The 15974-nt window shown below is 55.6% G+C and carries 18 protein-coding genes and 2 pseudogenes; 15 read left to right on the top strand and 5 right to left on the bottom strand.

Going from position 1 to position 15974, the window contains the following annotated elements; genetic code table 11:
- Positions 1-102: 102 nt before the first annotated feature.
- The 8 genes and pseudogenes from ACJ8HT_RS16290 to ACJ8HT_RS16255 all read left to right on the top strand — a co-directional run bounded on the left by ACJ8HT_RS16290 (position 103) and on the right by ACJ8HT_RS16255 (position 4020).
- Positions 103-648, top strand: coding sequence for an SMI1/KNR4 family protein (locus tag ACJ8HT_RS16290; RefSeq protein ID WP_197653570.1), 546 nt, complete (start codon positions 103-105; stop codon positions 646-648).
- Positions 649-770: 122 nt separating this feature from the next.
- Positions 771-1284: pseudogene (locus ACJ8HT_RS16285) on the top strand (RHS domain-containing protein); the annotation flags it as partial.
- A 93-nt stretch (positions 1285-1377) separates the two neighbouring features.
- Positions 1378-1599, top strand: a complete 222-nt coding sequence (locus tag ACJ8HT_RS16280; RefSeq protein ID WP_197653571.1) for a hypothetical protein — start codon at positions 1378-1380, stop codon at positions 1597-1599.
- A 50-nt stretch (positions 1600-1649) separates the two neighbouring features.
- Positions 1650-2000, top strand: a complete 351-nt coding sequence (locus ACJ8HT_RS16275) for a hypothetical protein (RefSeq protein WP_197653572.1) — start codon at positions 1650-1652, stop codon at positions 1998-2000.
- Between the two features lie 135 nt (positions 2001-2135).
- A complete protein-coding gene (locus tag ACJ8HT_RS16270) occupies positions 2136-2486 on the top strand; it encodes a hypothetical protein (RefSeq protein WP_208523558.1) in 351 nt (116 codons plus the stop codon).
- Between the two features lie 229 nt (positions 2487-2715).
- Positions 2716-3381 (top strand): hypothetical protein, encoded by a 666-nt coding sequence (locus ACJ8HT_RS16265; protein WP_197653574.1) that lies wholly within the window; start codon positions 2716-2718, stop codon positions 3379-3381.
- A 44-nt stretch (positions 3382-3425) separates the two neighbouring features.
- A pseudogene (locus ACJ8HT_RS16260) lies at positions 3426-3619 on the top strand (RHS repeat-associated core domain-containing protein); the annotation flags it as partial.
- A 38-nt stretch (positions 3620-3657) separates the two neighbouring features.
- Positions 3658-4020, top strand: coding sequence for an SMI1/KNR4 family protein (locus ACJ8HT_RS16255; protein ID WP_197653575.1), 363 nt, complete (start codon positions 3658-3660; stop codon positions 4018-4020).
- Positions 4021-4460: 440 nt separating this feature from the next.
- Here ACJ8HT_RS16255 and ACJ8HT_RS16250 read toward each other — a convergent pair whose 3' ends face one another.
- Together ACJ8HT_RS16250 and ACJ8HT_RS16245 are read right to left on the bottom strand one after the other, a co-directional pair.
- Entirely contained in the window at positions 4461-5357 is an 897-nt protein-coding gene (locus tag ACJ8HT_RS16250; protein WP_197653576.1) for a PhzF family phenazine biosynthesis protein, read from the bottom strand.
- Between the two features lie 54 nt (positions 5358-5411).
- Positions 5412-6329, bottom strand: a complete 918-nt coding sequence (locus ACJ8HT_RS16245; RefSeq protein ID WP_047727600.1) for a DMT family transporter — start codon at positions 6327-6329, stop codon at positions 5412-5414.
- 181 nt (positions 6330-6510) lie between these two features.
- On the opposite strand from ACJ8HT_RS16245, the gene ACJ8HT_RS16240 reads away from it, so the two are divergent.
- The 4 genes from ACJ8HT_RS16240 (at position 6511) to ACJ8HT_RS16225 (ending at position 9096) form a co-directional block, all read left to right on the top strand.
- Positions 6511-7380: a helix-turn-helix domain-containing protein gene (locus ACJ8HT_RS16240; RefSeq protein WP_142109856.1), complete on the top strand. Its 870-nt coding sequence runs from the start codon at positions 6511-6513 to the stop codon at positions 7378-7380.
- A 17-nt stretch (positions 7381-7397) separates the two neighbouring features.
- Entirely contained in the window at positions 7398-7832 is a 435-nt protein-coding gene (locus ACJ8HT_RS16235) for a glyoxalase (protein WP_084827828.1), read from the top strand.
- A 310-nt stretch (positions 7833-8142) separates the two neighbouring features.
- Positions 8143-8595, top strand: a complete 453-nt coding sequence (locus ACJ8HT_RS16230) for a MoaF-related domain-containing protein (RefSeq protein WP_204275775.1) — start codon at positions 8143-8145, stop codon at positions 8593-8595.
- Between the two features lie 9 nt (positions 8596-8604).
- Entirely contained in the window at positions 8605-9096 is a 492-nt protein-coding gene (locus ACJ8HT_RS16225; RefSeq protein ID WP_047727596.1) for a nuclear transport factor 2 family protein, read from the top strand.
- 171 nt (positions 9097-9267) lie between these two features.
- On the opposite strand, the gene ACJ8HT_RS16220 is transcribed toward ACJ8HT_RS16225, so the two are convergent.
- Positions 9268-10467, bottom strand: a complete 1200-nt coding sequence (locus ACJ8HT_RS16220; RefSeq protein ID WP_060439983.1) for a multidrug efflux MFS transporter — start codon at positions 10465-10467, stop codon at positions 9268-9270.
- Between the two features lie 251 nt (positions 10468-10718).
- On the opposite strand from ACJ8HT_RS16220, the gene ACJ8HT_RS16215 reads away from it, so the two are divergent.
- The gene (locus ACJ8HT_RS16215) at positions 10719-11168 is read left to right on the top strand and encodes a MarR family winged helix-turn-helix transcriptional regulator (RefSeq protein ID WP_197653577.1); all 450 of its coding nucleotides are present in this window, start codon (positions 10719-10721) and stop codon (positions 11166-11168) included.
- Positions 11169-11205: 37 nt separating this feature from the next.
- On the opposite strand, the gene ACJ8HT_RS16210 is transcribed toward ACJ8HT_RS16215, so the two are convergent.
- Complete coding sequence (locus ACJ8HT_RS16210) at positions 11206-11487, bottom strand: YjcB family protein (protein WP_033634498.1); 282 nt, start codon at positions 11485-11487, stop codon at positions 11206-11208.
- Between the two features lie 294 nt (positions 11488-11781).
- On the opposite strand from ACJ8HT_RS16210, the gene mrdA reads away from it, so the two are divergent.
- Together mrdA and ACJ8HT_RS16200 are read left to right on the top strand one after the other, a co-directional pair.
- Positions 11782-13707, top strand: coding sequence for a penicillin-binding protein 2 (gene mrdA, locus ACJ8HT_RS16205; RefSeq protein WP_197653578.1), 1926 nt, complete (start codon positions 11782-11784; stop codon positions 13705-13707).
- Positions 13708-13814: 107 nt separating this feature from the next.
- Positions 13815-15533, top strand: coding sequence for a penicillin-binding transpeptidase domain-containing protein (locus ACJ8HT_RS16200; RefSeq protein WP_038875183.1), 1719 nt, complete (start codon positions 13815-13817; stop codon positions 15531-15533).
- On the opposite strand, the gene ACJ8HT_RS16195 is transcribed toward ACJ8HT_RS16200, so the two are convergent.
- The gene (locus ACJ8HT_RS16195; protein ID WP_197653579.1) at positions 15523-15936 is read right to left on the bottom strand and encodes an SRPBCC family protein; all 414 of its coding nucleotides are present in this window, start codon (positions 15934-15936) and stop codon (positions 15523-15525) included. The two genes, ACJ8HT_RS16200 and ACJ8HT_RS16195, sit on opposite strands and share 11 nt — an antisense overlap.
- Positions 15937-15974 lie beyond the last annotated feature (38 nt).

Here is a 15974-nt window from a genome sequence, read left to right as displayed (position 1 = left end):
TGATTGATTTTAACGCTAGGATTGTGTCTGGTGTTTCTATAGGGAAGATTGTATGGAAACGTACCACATATAGGATCTGCATCAGATATGAGGAATGGAAAAATGTTGAAAAAGCTAGAAAAACTTGGTGCTGCTCTGAGTAAATTACCGAATGGGGTAGACGATCCTTTATTCAATAAACTTGAAAAGCACTCCGGTGTTTTACCGAGAGAATATTGTGATTTTCTGGCTAACTTTAGCCAGGGAGCTGAGTTTGACTCTTTAATCATTTATAAAGGGGTTGAAGTTTCTCCTTGGGCAAGTAAAGAGGGATATGATTCACTGGAGTATTTCTATGGATTGAGTAACTCAGAGGGAGAGGGGGATGTCTTTGAATTCATTGAAATGTATAAGGATGATCTTGGGAACCAATGGCTACCCATAGCATCATCAGATGGTGGTAATCAAATATGTCTTTGCCTAACGGGGAAAATGGTTGGGCAAGTCTGGTTCTGGGATCATGAAGCAGACCCTTTATATGATAAAAATCACGTAATTTCAGGGTTGTCACTAGCTGCTTACGATTTGAAAGATCTCATTTTTCGTCTTGAAATTGGCAAGGAAGAACCTGATATATCAGGGGTAAAAAAAGTCGTTTTAGATTTTTGAATATATCAAGTTCTTTAAAAAATAAACCATAAAGGCAATAATCAATCTGGTTTTCAGCGCGTTTATACCTACACCTATGCCCGCAGAACGGCATCGACGCGCACCTGCCGTTGGTGCCGATCGCCGACAACCGGCTGGTGCAGGTGCATGGCCGCGGCCCGCAGGGCGAATTCGAGGCGCAGTATCATTACGATGCGCTGGGCCGCCGCAGCCGCAAGGCGGTGCGCTACAAGGGCAAAACCGAACAGACGACCCGTTTCCTGTGGCAGGGTTACCGGTTGCTGCAGGAGCAGCGCGACGACGGCAGCCGCCGCAGCTAGAGCTACGATCCGGCCAGCCCGTGGAGCCCACTGGCGGCGCTGGAGCAGGCGGGCGACAGCCGCTCGGCAGATATTTACTGGTATCACACCGATCTGAACAGCGCACCGCTGGAGGTGACCGACGCGGCGGGCAACCTGTGCTGGTCCGGGCAATACGACACCTTCGGCAAGCTGCAGGGCCAGACGGTGGCCGGCGCGGCGAAGCGGCAGGGCGCGCAATACCAGCAGCCGCTGCGCTACACCGGGCAATATCAGGACGACGAAAGCGGCCTGCACTTACAACCTGTTCCGCTACTACGAACCCGAGGTGGGGCGTTTAAATTAGGTTCAGCGAGGCGTTCTTTAAAAATAAGAATGGAAAGGGAAGAATCTAGGCCTAGACTCACATCACGTTGGACAGAAAAATATTATGAAAGATTTGGTTGAGGGGTATGATCCGGCGACTGCAGCAGCAATGTTGGTTCCACGAGTTGGTCATACTGTTTCAAAAGAAGGTGTTGGCATTGTATCTAGGAGTAAGATCAATACAAGCACAGGGTTGCCATTTACGAATGCTAGAGATGTTGTCGCACGAGATATCAGAGAGTTAAGACGTGTTTATCCAGAAATACCGAATAGCAAGCTTAGATAACTTATTGATTTGAATAAAAATGCATCCAGAGCTAAGGGCGCGAGGAATATATGAGTAATGATGAGAAATTTGTTGCGGCTATTTTTAAGGAATTAATTGAAGAAAACTCAGTCAGGTATAGGATTTCACTAAGTAAGCCTGTAGATGCTGGCTCTGATGTTTATGCAAAAGCCCGCAATGCACTGGCTAAACTAAGTAAAGATGAAAGGGATAATGTTTTTAAATTTATCGACTTGGCTATTGTAGATAGCACCTCTGTGATCTTTGGGACGCTTGATGGTTCTCATTTTCCAGACGGAATAGATGGGGATATTATTGTTGACTACAAAGGTGAGGAGATACAAGGTAGTTTACAGGACTTATTCATAGGAAAGGCTGAGGATAGAGGTATTTATAACTGATGTGCGTGGAGTAAAGGAATGCCACGTATTGGACTGCACGCTGCTGGAAGTGACCGAGGCGGTGTGCAACTTATGCTTCGTACTGGCAGTGCGAAGTCTCTGGCGGTCATAGAATGATTAGGTCTGCTTACAGTGATGGTGCAACCAATAAATACTAAGTATGGAATCATACTAGGACGAGATGCCTTGAACATTTCTGAACATGAAATGAGTTTTTCTCCTTTTACATTTAAAGTTAAAGCGTTGCTTTCGTTATCAGCATGCGAGCCAGAGGTCTTGAATGAGGCAGATGTGAAAATAGAGTTCTTTTTTAGTGACATAGAAAGGATGTCTATTTATAAAGTTGATGACTATCCTTACGAGAGGTATTCAGAGTCAAGCTTTGATTTGTTGGAAGAATACAGTTCAGGAAAAAAAAGAGTTGCGTTAAGTACTTATGATCATGTTTTCGATGTTACAGGTAATTTTAAAATATTGTATGAATAACGGGGCGTTGTGAGTCGCAGAAAAAGGTCGAAGCGGTAGGAGGAAGCATAGTAACAACAGTCGCTGCGCGACGCCTTTGGATTGATAGAGCACCACGAAGCAGGACTACTTGATGTCTCAACACCATCGAGTAGGTACCTGTAACCTATTAGCTGTTAAACCAGTAACGGCATGTGCGGTAGCGTGTTAAAGAAGCTTGTCATGTATGTTAACTACGCCGGGTAATATCATGGCGACGAAAGAGGCCTGTGCCAAAATTTGCTCCTTTACTATAGTGATAAAAATGAAAGAAATAGCTGATAACATCAGGGCTAATTTAGATGAAGTGCGGTCTCTTTTTTTGAATGAAGAGCTATTAGCTGAAAAGATATCTTCGATTAGCCATGCGGAGTCAAAGGTTGTATCGTGGTCTAAAACTAATGCCTTTAGTATTATTCCATTTTACAATGAGTTAACCGGATTTAAAACTGGAGAAATATTGAGTAAAGAGCCTAAGAACAAAAGTAATGCATATTGCTATTTTTCAAATGATGACCATATAAATAAAATAGATAGCTATAACTCAAAAGGAGTTGTAGCGGATACATCTTATGTCATTAGAGATGGTGATGAGGTTCTTGAAATAAGACAGGATGTAAAGAGGAACTATTTGTCTATAAGTAGAGTTCTTTTAAGCCCTCAAGGACAGCCATCTAAAGCTTTTTTTGCAAATGATGATGGTAATGTATCTGGTTATCATTACTTTTATAAAGATGGGAGAATCGATAGTATATTGACGGTAAGTAATTACTCTCCTTTACCATATGTTATTTTATCATGTGTTTATGACGATGGTAAAATTAGTGAAATTTATTTTAATAACGACAATGGAAAGGTAGTTATATATCCTCGCTAGGATATTAAGGTGATTCTTAATTAGCAGGGCGAATTTAGTTATTTACATGCTTCCTGTGGCAGGGCTACCGGTTGCTGCAGGAGCAACGCGACGACGGCAGTCGCCGCAGCTGGAGCTACGTCCGGCCAGCCCGTGGAGCCCGCTGGCGGCGCTGGAGCAGGCGGGCGACAGCCGCTCGGCGGATATTTACTGGTATCACACCGATCTGAACAGCGCGCCGCTGGAGGTGATCGACGCGGCTGATATCTAGACTTTATTTTTCATGCGGAGGTTTTTTTGAATAAAGATGATGTTTTAAAAGTGCTCAGTAAAATAGAGAGTGATATGGGGTGTAAATTCCCTGTGTTATATAAGAAATTTTTATCGGAGGAAGTGGGTGATTCTGACGCATATGAATTCACAAAGAAAAATGGAGAGGCCCTCTATATCTTTAATTATAAAGGTCTGGTTGAGCGTAATGATACATATGCTATTCAAGACTCGGTACCTGACTTTTTATTGATAGGGCAGGATGGTGATTTGGGTTATTTTATAAACCTAAGTGATGGTAGTGATAAGATATATAGCTTAGAACTAGGTGCGCTTGGCAGTTTGGATATGGATGAAGAAGGAAAAAATCTTTACAGTTTACGTATGTAATTATTTTCATGGTAAGGTCGGTGGATTAATGCCTGCCCCGACATTTACTATGTCTGTGGGTTTTAAACTTTTATGATATTATTATTTTCGTTGTAAGTGACAAGCCCGTAAATTAATGGTTTCTGGCTTCCGTTGGAAGTAATGGTTTTCAAATTCACACTAATTTGAACAGTGCGTTATTGGAAGTAAGTGATATAATTTATAGCTTAGGCGGGTAATTATTAACATGTTTGAAAAAGATAGCTTATGATGAACAGTATTGGCTGAAAGGTGTAGAATCCAAACAGCCTGATGGCTACTTTGCCTGGGAAGTGCAACATAGGAAAGAACATAACTTGGCGGAGGAAAGCTTTGTTTTTAGCAATTCATGAATCGCGATCCGATAGGGTCAAACATCCCTCCGAATGTCCAACGCCTTCCTTATCCTACATCCCCCAAAACTAAATACCCAATGTACCATTAATCAGGGTGCGACAGTGCCCGCCGATCCAGGGTTCGCCGTCAATAAAACGCACGCTCACGCGGCCATCTCGCTTCAGTTGGGTGCCCTGGCGCACCTGGTAGCCCTGTGCGGTCTGGCCGCCGTCGGGAAAGCGGTTGGCCTTCAATAAGCGCGCCAGGCAGGCGTTGGCGCTGCCGGTCACCGGATCTTCAATCAAGGCACCGCATTCCACCATAAACGCGCGCATTTCGTAATCGGCCGGTTCGGCCGTGGTGCAGGCGCCATAGATCACCACGCCATCCACATCGCAAGCCGTTTGCAGCCGTTTAATCGTGGCCTGATCCGGTGTCGCCGCCAGGCAGGATTGTGCGTCCGGCAGGCGCACCATCAGCCAGCGAATGCCCATCTCGGCAATCACCGGTAGGGTGCCTTCTTCAATCACCGGGGGCCGTAAAGCGGCCATCAGCCGTTCTGTTTCCTCAGCCGCCATTGGGCGGAACTCAACTTCGGGCGCGGCGAATGCCAATGTGCCTTCCGGCTGGATATTGACCGCCACCAGGCCGACGCCGCATTCCTGCATCACCGTTCCAGGCCGTTTGGGCGCCAATCCGGCTTCCAGCAGGGCGTGGGCGGTGCCCAGCGTTGGGTGGCCGGCGAAGGGCAGCTCTTTTTCGGTGGTGAAAATGCGCACTTTATAATCCGCCGCCGGGTGCGTCGGTTTAAGTACAAAGGTGGTTTCCGAAAGGTTGGTCCAACGGGCCAATGCCAGCATCTGCGCGGTGCTCAGCCCCTCGGCCTCCAGCACCACCGCCACGGGGTTGCCCTGCAGCGGCGTACGGGTAAACACGTCCACTTGTTTGTAGGCGCGGGGTGTCACATCATCACTTCTGAGCATTGGCCATCATCCGTTATCAACAAAACCTGATGATAACGATATTCGCCAATGGCTTCAAAGGGTTGAGTTTTGTTTTGAGATACCCGCCCGTCGCCATTTCAGCCCCGGCTTGGCGAACATCACCAGGTTGCCCAGCAGGATCAGGCACAGGCCCAGCACGGCGTTGAAGTGCCACTGATAGCCTTCGTAGATCGTTGAGATGGTCAGCGCCACCAGCGGGAACAGCAGGGTGCTGTAGGCCGCCGCGCCGGCGCCGATGCGGCCGAGCAGGCTGAAGTAAGCGGCGAAGGCGATCACCGATCCGAAAATTGCCAGGTACAGCAGGGAGCCGATATAGCGGCTGCTGTATTCCATCTGGAACGATGCGCCCTGCGCCAAGGCGATCAGCGCCATCAACAGCGCGCCGTAGGTCATGGCGTAGGTGTTGGTGGAAAAGATATCCAGCCCGCGGCGCTGATGGCGCGTGCTGATCATGTTGCCCAGCGAGAAGCCGTAGGTGCCGAGCGCGCTCAGGCCGATGCCTTTGAGTAGCTCCGGCGCCATGCGGGTGGCGGCCAGATCTTGCCAAAACAGTGCCACGATGCCGGTTAACCCCAGCAGCGCCGCCGGCAGCAGGTTGGGGCTGGGGCGCTGGCGGAAAAACAGCAGGCTGTTGAGGGCGTTGAACAGTACCGCCATCGAGAAGATCACCGATTCCAGCCCGCTGCTGATGTAGGCCGCCGCGTGGTAGAAGCAGAAGAAGTTGAAGCCAAACACGCAGCAGCCCTGCAGCACGCAGAACAGATGATCGCGCGGAGCGAGGCGGCGCAGGCGGCGCGTTAGCAGCAGCACGGCGAACATCACCGCGGCGGAAATGGCGAAGCGGTAAGCGATCGAGACGGGAATGGCCACCGGCCCTTCCTGTTGCAGGGTGATCGCAATCCAGGTGGTGCCCCAAATCAGCACCACGGCGAGGTACAACAGCGCATTCATTCTATTTGTTACTCCGAAAAAACCGATGGCGCAGTATCCGCTTTGGCGCGCGGCGGCGCTTGCAGCGCTTTGCGGCCAGTTGCATATTCTTGCGCTTTTTTTGCCAAAAGCGCGGGGCAGCGGCTGGTATGCGGCGGCGCCACTCTTTACACTGTCGGCATGTCGAACAACGGGGCCGGCGATGTCCAACTATCAGGCGTTTGAAACACTGCGTGAGCACAAGGCGCGGCTGCACGGCAGCGTGCTGCTGGGCACCGGCGTGGAGCTGGCCGCCTGGTCCAACTGCAACGATCGCGTCACGCAGGAAAGCGCCGACCACCATACCCTGAGCCTGTACGTCGCCGACGGCTATGAGTGCTATCAGCAGGTGCCGGGCGGCTGGCGCAACGGCGGCGGGCCGGATCGGTTCTGCATCATGCCGCGCCAATACGCCTCCACCTGGGATGTGCGCAGCGATCTGTCGTTCGTGCATCTGTATTGCACCGACGGGCATCTGCGGCAGCTGGCGGAGCAGACCTGGGATCGCAGCCCGGCGGCGATCAACGTAGAGCCGCGCAGCTTCGGCGAAGATCCGCAGATCACGCTGCTGTATCGCCAGTTTTTACTCAACTGCGACTGGCGGGACAGCGCCAATCTGCTGGCGCTCAGCAGCGCGTCTAACCTACTGATGTCGCATCTGATCCAGCGTTACAGCCAGCTGCAGTGGAAGCTGCCGCAGGCGCGCGGCGGCCTGGCGCCTGCGGTGGCCAGGCGGGTGCGGGAATATATCGAAAACCACCTTGAACGGCCTTTGCTGTTGGCGGATCTGGCGGCGCAGGCCGGGTTGAGCGAATACCATTTCGCCCGCATGTTCAAGCACGCCACCGGGCTGGCGCCGCACCAGTTTGTGATGCGCGCCCGGCTGCAACGCGCGGAACGGCTGCTGCGGCACAGCCAACAGCCGATCACCGAGATCGCGCTGGCGTGCGGCTTCAGCTCCGCCAGCCATTTCAGCAACCGCTTCAAGGCGGCCTATGGATTTGCTCCGCTGCAGGTGCGGCAGGGGCGCTAACCGGAAGGGAGAGCAGCATGGATCAACAATTTGCCGGGCTGGGCGTGTTGTTTGTCGCCGGATTCGGGCCCATCACGCGTGAGAGCGACGAGAGCAAGGCGTTTTATGTCGAGGCACTGGGGTTGCCGCTCAAGCCGATGCCGGGCAACGAAACCTATCTGCTGTCGGAGCAAGGCGCGCTGGACGGGGTGAAGCATTTCGCCCTGTGGCCGCTGGCGCAGGCGGCGCAGTCCTGCTTTGGCGACGATCGCTGGCCGGCGGATCTCGCGGTGCCGCAGGCTTGGATCGAGTTCGACGTGGCCGACATGGCGGCCGCCACCCAGGGGCTGGTCGATCGCGGTTATCGGCTGTTGGTCGCCAACCGCGAAGAGCCGTGGGGGCAGAGCGTTACCCGTTTGCTCAGCCCGGAAGGGTTGCTGGTCGGCGTCACCTATACGCCCTGGCTGCGGTAAACGCCACGCCGTTCGCCGCCGCCTGCCGGCGGTGGGCGGCTTAAGAACAAATACGTATTAGCTTAAAGCGGTCTGCGCTATAGACCCATCAAATCCCCGAGTGGTTTCCCTTCCTGTAAGCAGAAATTACGTTCATTGCGTAAAAACCAAGGGCCAGAACGCGCTATTACCATGCCATTTTACGGCGATTTTCCCCCGTCTTTTTTTGCCGCCAGGTGCCTGATAGGAATAGAGATTATTCTTATATTTCTGCCAATCGTTAAGAAATAATAATGATTCTCGTTTTCAACCACGGAAAGGAGAAGGAACGATGAAAACAGTGAAGCGAACGGGCATCGCGCTGGCGATAGCCCTGACTTTCCCCCTGGCATTGCCCGCCGCTACGGCGGCGCAACCCTCCCTGACTAACAGTAAGGCGGCAACGATGACGGAAAAACACGGGCAGTTCATTGCAGTCGGTAAAGTGGTGCAGGTGACCTTCGGCGATTTCGCCTTCAAGCTGGATTTTACCGATGACAAGACCATGACCTTCACCGGCATCGGCGAGGCGTCGCAGGGCATCACCGATACCGTGCAATACACTGCGGTGGAGATTCGGCCGAAGGTCTATATGGTCTATTGGCACGAACCGCAGTCCGGCGACAACGTGACGCATATCGAGGACTTTGAGCGCGGCGAGGTGTACACCAACATCGCCGCCAAGGACGGCAGCTTCACCCATCTGAAAGGGCAGCTGAAAATCGTAGGTCACTCAGGAAAATAAGGAGCAGTTATGAAAAAGGCATTGATCACCTGTGCGATCGTCGGCGGCTTGCTGGCGAGTTACCCGGCGCTGTCAACGGATCAGGCGGCGTCTTACAAATCGGCCGGCAAAGGCGGTTATCATCATGCCCAGCAGAAGCTGAAGGTGGTGGAAGATCTGTACGCGGGCTTCTTCAACCGCCACGACATCGGCGTGGCGCAGAGGCTGATTGTGGAAAACTACAAGCAGCATAACCCGTTCGTCGGCGACGGCATCAAGCCGTTCCTGGATTTCTTCAGCCAGACCTTTAAGGACAATCCGCAGTACAGCGCCAAAATATACCGCAGCGCGGTCAACGGCGATCTGGTCTACGTTCACGTCAAATACCAAAATAACCCGCAGGATCGCGGCACCGCCAGCGTGGATATTTATCGGGTGAACGATCAGGGGAAAATCACCGAGCATTGGGACGTCAATCAGGATGTGCCGGAAAAATCGGCTAACGACAATACCATGTTCTGATCCGCAAGGGCCGCTGCGGCGGCCCTCAACACGCCCGCAACACTTTATTTACTTACATAAATATTAAATGACCGCCGCGTCGAGTAGGCTACGGCCGCCTTTGGCAGTGGTGGCACGGTTGATGGGCGTCATTGTCCCACCACTGCTTGAGGCGTTTCCCCGCATTTCCCGTTATCCCGCGCGTTGACTCTCCACTTTTTTGAACTGATGGCGCAGCTGCAGCGCATTGCAAAGCACCAACACCGCCGTCACCGCGAACACCCAGCGGAACCCCATCATCGCCGAAATGCCCGAACCCAGCAGCGGGCCAACCACGTTGCCCAGGTACATAAAGGATTGGTTATAGCCGAAGATGCGCCCGGTCACCTGATCGGAGGAATACCTCAGCAGCAGCGCCTGCACCGCCGGCATCAGCGCGCCGTCGGCGAAGCCGAGCAGGAAGCGCAGAATGCCCAGCTGCAGCGGCGTATTGACCCAGGCCATCACGGCGAACAGCCCGGTGGTGAACAGCAGCGCGGCGATCAGGATGCGCGCGGTGCCGATGCGATCGCCGAGGCGCCCGAGGCGCGGCGCCGAGATCAGCGCCGCAATGCCGGGCACGGCGGCGATCATGCCGCTGACAAAGGCAATATTGCTGACGTCGCCGGACAGCTCGCGGATGAACAGCGTCAGGATCGGGCTGATGGACGAGTTGGCCAGCTGAATCATCAGGGTACAAACGAACAGGGTGACGATCAGCGTCGGATAGGGCAGCGAACGGAATACCGCCTTGCCGCTCAGCTGATCCGCTTTTTTCACCGTGATGCGCCGCTCTTTAATCAGGAACAGCGTCACCAGGAAGCTGACGAACATCAGCCCGGCGGTGACGAAAAACACCACCCGCAGCCCCAGATGATCGGCCATCAGCCCGCCCAACAGCGGCCCGGCGATCACGCCGGAGATCTGTCCGGTAGAGAGCGTGCCCAGCGCCCAGCCGCTTTTATCGCGCGGCGCCTGCGAGGCGACCAGCGCCATGGCGTTGGGAATATAGCCGGACGTCAGCCCCATTAGGGCGCGCAGCGCGAACAGCTGCCAGACGTTGGTGGCCAGCCCCTGCAGCGCGATGACGATCGCCATGCCCAGCGAGGCGCGCAACAGCATCAGCTTGCGGCCTTTGCGGTCGGCCAGGCTGCCCCACAGCGGTGAGACTACCGCCGAGACCAAAAAGGTGCCGCTGAACACCAGCCCGGACCACAGGCTGAGGGATTGGTGATCGCTGACGCCGAGCTGTTCGACGTACAGCGGCAGAAAAGGGAGGATTTGGCTCATCGCCAGCCCGGTGAAGAAACACCCGAGCCAGACCGAGATCAGATTGACTTTCCACGCTTCCATCGGCTTACCGTACCACGTTGAATAAGGAGGGATTTATTAAGCAAAATAATAATAACACTGCAAATTAATCGGCGAGGGGCAAATGCGTGAGCAAACGTAACCCTGCCGATGCAGTGTCTTTTTTGCTATATATTAATAGCTATATTATCATAGGTAACTAGGTTAAGCCAGAGCGGCGCGGTAGCCAGGAAGGGCACCGCGCGATCCGGCGGTGTGAAAGCAGGGATAAACTGAACGCTAGATTGATGCCAATGAAGAAAGATCATCCTGAAGACGTGACGCTGCTGCGCACGCAGTTAATGTCGCTGGTGCGCCGTTTACGGCGCGAATCGCGCAGCGACGAAAAATCCTGGGCCCAACTGATGCTGTTGGGGGCTATCGATCGCCACGGCGGCGAGGCGACGCCGTCGCTGCTGGCGGAATCGGAGCGCATGCGTTCCTCTAACCTGGCGGCCGCGTTGCGTGAGCTGGAGGCCGATGGCTTGCTGGTGCGCACGCCGGACGCCGAAGACAAACGCCGGGTGCGGGTGCGCCTGACGCCCGCCGGGCTGGGCCTGCTGCAGCAAAGCCGCAGCCGACGCGAGGCGTGGCTGCTGGCGGCGATGGAGAGCTGTTTAACGGAGCGGGAGCAGGCGCTGTTGATTGAGGCGGGGGCCTTGATGGCGCGGCTGGCGGTGGCGCCGTCAACGGAAACGGAATAATCGGCGGGGCGGCCGGTGCGCCGCCCCTGCGGCGAGATTACGGCATCGGCCAATCGACCGGCATGGTGCTGACCACGTCCACGTAGCGATCCCAGGCCGAAGACCAGAATTGGGTGAAGGCTTCCAGGGTAAGGTGGATGCCCATCAGGCCCATCACGAACCAGCAGGCGGTAAACAGGCCCAGACTGCTGAACATGAACGCCATGCCGTTACGGCTGGTCTTACGGCAAACGACGTTTAACTGACTGGCGAAGAACATCATCACGGCGCTCAGCAACTCCCAGCGCATCATGACTAAACCGGTGGCAATGGTACTCATCGAACTCGATCCTATGTAACAAAAAGCCGCATCCGGCAGGGCGCCGACAGGGAAATGCGGGGGAATATCGGGAATAGTGTGATTAAGATCACATTGTAGCATTGGGGCGAACGGCGGCTCAATGGGAAGCGCGGTGAAAAAAACGCCGACGGTAACATTCCAATATGCTGAAACAGTTATGCCATTTCATTAGCAACCTTTTCATGGGGCGGTGCGCCCGATAACGCTATGCTTGCCGGCTTTTCAGTTCCCTGATTTTGCGGGGAAATGTGACGCAAAAGGTATCGGCACCGCATGGCCCTGTTAAAAGAAAAAATTCGCGACCACTCTGCGGAAGAGAGGCTGTTTATCCGCCGGGCAGGCGTAGCGCTGGCACTGGTGGTGGTCTGTTTCGGCGTGCTGATCGTCAATCTCTACCGGCTGCAAATCCGCCAGCACGGCTTTTACCAGACGCGTTCCAACCAGAACGACATCAAGATGCTGCCGATCGCCCCCAGCCGCGGGCTGATCTTCGATCGCAACGGCATTCCGCTGGTGCGAAACGTGACACTGTATCGTATCGAGGTCACGCCCAGCAAAATCAGCGACATGGCGGCGCTGCTGCAGGCGCTGACGCCGATCGTCGACCTGACGCCGGAGGACATCAGCGCGTTTCGCGACGACATGCACCACAACAGCCGCTACAAACCGGTGACGCTCAAAGCCGGGCTGAGCGACACCGAGGTGGCGCGCTTTGCCGTCAATCAATACCGTTTCGACGGGGTGACGATCGATACCTATCAACAGCGTGAATATCCTTACGGCGCCCAGCTGGCGCACGTGCTGGGCTATGTGTCGAAGATCAACGACAACGATCTCAAACGCCTGGACAAGGCCGGGCTGAGCGAGAACTATGCCGCCGACCGCAACATTGGCAAACAGGGCATCGAGGCCTATTACGAGTCCGAACTGCACGGCACCACCGGCTATCAGGAGGTGGAGGTGGATAACCACGGGCGGGTGATCCGCCTGCTGAAGGAGCAGCCGCCGAAGGCCGGCAAGAACATCTACCTGACGCTGGATTTACCGCTGCAGCAGTACATCGAATCGGTGCTGAAGGGGCAGCGCGCCGCGGTGGTGGTGGAAGATCCGCGCGACGGCGGCATCCTGGCGATGGTCTCCAGCCCCAGCTACGATCCCAATCCTTTCGTCAAAGGCATCGGCTATCAGGCCTATAAGACGTTGCTGACCAACCCGGATTTGCCGCTGATCAACCGCGTCACTCAGGGCTTGTACCCGCCGGCGTCGACGGTGAAGCCCTACATGGCCGTTTCGGCGCTGTTCGCCGGGGTGATCACACCCACCACCACCTTTTTCGGCGCTCCGACCTGGACGCTGCCCGGCACCGAACGCCGCTACCGCGACTGGCTGAAAACCGGCCACGGCATGCTCAACGTCACCAAAGCGATCGAGGAGTCCGCCGACACCTTCTTTTATCAGGTGGCGTATGAGATGGGCATCGATCGTATCCACCATTGGCTGAGCCAGTTCGGCTACGGCCAGTCCACCGGCATCGATCTGAACGAAGAGTACCGCGGCGTGCTGCCGAGCCGCGACTGGAAGCTGAAGGTGCACAAAAAGGGCTGGTATCAGGGGGACACGGTTTCGGTGGGCATCGGCCAGGGGTATTGGGTAGCGACGCCGATCCAGATGGTAAAAGCGCTGACCACGCTGATCAACAACGGTCAGGTGAAAACGCCGCATCTGCTGTATTCGCTGCAGCAGGGCAACAGGGTGACGCGCTATCAGCCGCCGGCGCAAGCGGCGCAGATCGGCGATCCCCACTCGCCTTACTGGGGCATCGTGCGCAACGGCATGTACGGCATGGCTAACTTGCCTAACGGCACCGGTTACAAGCTGTTCCACACCGCGGCGTATCAGATCGCCGCCAAATCCGGCACCTCGCAGGTGTTCAGCCTGAAGCAAAACCAGACCTACAACGCCAAAATGATCCCGGTGCGGCTGCGCGATCACATCTTCTATACGCTGTTCGCGCCTTACAAAACCCCCCGGGTGGCGATGGCGCTGATCCTGGAAAACGGCGGCGGCGACGGCGTGGTGGCGGGGCCGACCGCCCGCGCGATCCTCGACCATATTTTTGACCCGGCCAACGCGCCGCAGCCCGGCGATCCGGCGCAAAGTAAACCGCAGTTAAACGACAGTGCGGATGTGCAACGGTGATGCGGTTTGTTTTTACTTTCTTACAAACTGCAATCTCCTGACCATTTCCGGCAAGGTAGACTGAAATAACACCATAAACCGAATAAAAACGCAGGGTTAACACAACAGTGGCGCCATCGACCAAAAAAAGCGGTAAAACCTATTCCACAGTTCGTTTCGGCTGGATTTGCGCCGGCATGCTGGTCTGTTTTTTTCTGTTGGCGTTCAGGGTCGGCTATCTGCAGCTGCTGGAGCACCAGCAGCTGGCGGATCAAGCTGACCAGCGCTCTATCCGCACCCAGGTGGTGCCGACCAACCGCGCCATGATCACCGATCGCAACGATGAGGCGCTGGCGGTCAGCGTGTCGTCCAAAGACATCGTGCTGGATCCGAAACACATTCTCGATACCCAGACCGACACCGGCAACGAGCGCTGGCAGAGCATGGCCAACGTGCTGAAGATCCCGCTGGCGGACGTGCAGCATCTGATCCAGAGCAACGCGCATAAACGTTTCGTCTATCTGGCGCGCAAGGTGGAGGACGACAACGCCGCCTACATCAGCAAACTGCATCTGACCGGCGTCAGCACCGAGCAGGATTTCAGCCGCTTTTATCCGATGGGCCAGGACGCCGCCGGGCTGATCGGCATCGTCGGCCAGGACAATCAAGGGCTGGAGGGCATCGAGCTGGGCTTCAACCCGCTGTTGCAGGGCAAAAACGGCCTGCGGGTCTATCAGAAGGACGGCAGCGGCGCGGTGATCGGCGTGCTAAAAAGCGTGGATCCGGTGCCGCCGCCGAACGTAACGCTCAGCATCGACAAATTTATCCAGTATGTGCTCTATGCGCAGATCCGCGACGGCGTGGTGGCCAACCAGGCCGACTCCGGCTGTGCGGTGCTGGTCAAGATCGACACCGGCGAGATCCTCGGCATGGCCAGCTACCCGTCGTTCAACCCGAACAACTATGGCAGCACCCCGGCGAAAGACATTCGCAACGTGTGCAGCAGCGACAGCTTCGAACCGGGCTCGACGGTGAAACCGGTGGTGGTGATGGTGGGGCTGGAGCATAAGCTGATCCGGCCGGATACGGTGCTAGACACCACGCCGTATCGGGTGAACGGTCACCTGATCAAAGACGTCGGCCATTGGTCGAAGTTGACCATCACCGGCGTGCTGCAAAAATCGAGCGACATCGCGGTATCGCACATTGCGCTGGCGCTGCCGGCCACGGTGCTGCCGGCGGTCTATCGCAGCTTTGGCCTGGGGCGGCCGACCGAGCTTGGCATCGGCAACGAGAGCAGCGGCTATCTGCCGCAGCATCGTGAACGCTGGGCCGATATCGAACGCGCTACCTTCTCCTTCGGCTATGGGCTGCGCGTGACACCGCTGCAGATGGCGCGCGAGTACGCCGCTATCGGTTCCTTCGGCATTTATCGGCCGCTGTCGATCACCAAGGTGACGCCGCCGGTGATGGGGCAACGTATTCTGCCGGCGGATACGGTACGATCCGTGGTGCATATGATGGAGAGCGACGCCTTGCCGGGGGGCAGCGGGGTGAGCGCCGCGGTGCCGGGCTACCGGTTGGCGATCAAAACCGGTACCGCCGAGAAAATGGGCCCGAGCGGCAAATACGACGGCGGCTACATCAACTACACCGCCGGCGTGGCGCCGGCCAGCGATCCGCAGGTGGCGCTGGTGGTGATGGTCAACAACCCGAAAGCCGGCAAGCACTTCGGCGGTTCGGTGGCCGGGCCGGTGTTCGGCAAGATCATGGCCCAGGTGCTGGAGCACATGAATATTCTGCCGGACGCCCAGCCGCTTAACGTGGTGTCGTCGGTCAAGGGGTAACCGAGGGCGAGTGAGATTCCAGCAGGCGCTTCAGCGCCTGCAGATCGGCGTTCACCAGCCCGGCGTCGCGGGCGAACAGCGCATCGTCCATATCCGGCTGGCGGAACAGGGTGAAGATCACCTCGGTGCCGCGCCGGTTGGCGAGTGCGCGCAGCGGCACGTAGACCACACCGCCGTCCGGCAGCGTCACCCAATGATCCAGCACGCCGAAGGCATTCGGCGTGCTGAAGCGAATGCGGATCCGCCCCTGCGGGGTGTCCGCCACCCAGTCTTCATCTTCTCGCCGCAAGCTGTTGGCTAACCCTTTGGCCCACAAGGGGAAGTTTTCGGGCTGGCTGAGAAAGGCATACACCTCGTCACAAGGGCGGTTGATGGCAACATGCAGCGTTTGTGCGCTCAGCATCGTGGTTTCTCCGATTGGCGGCGATACTTCAGTGTAGA

The organism is Serratia sp. CY44782, from assembly GCF_052168715.1.
GTDB lineage: Bacteria > Pseudomonadota > Gammaproteobacteria > Enterobacterales > Enterobacteriaceae > Serratia > Serratia nevei.
Note: the sequence above shows the minus strand (reverse complement) of the source record. Positions and strands in the feature narration are given on the sequence as shown.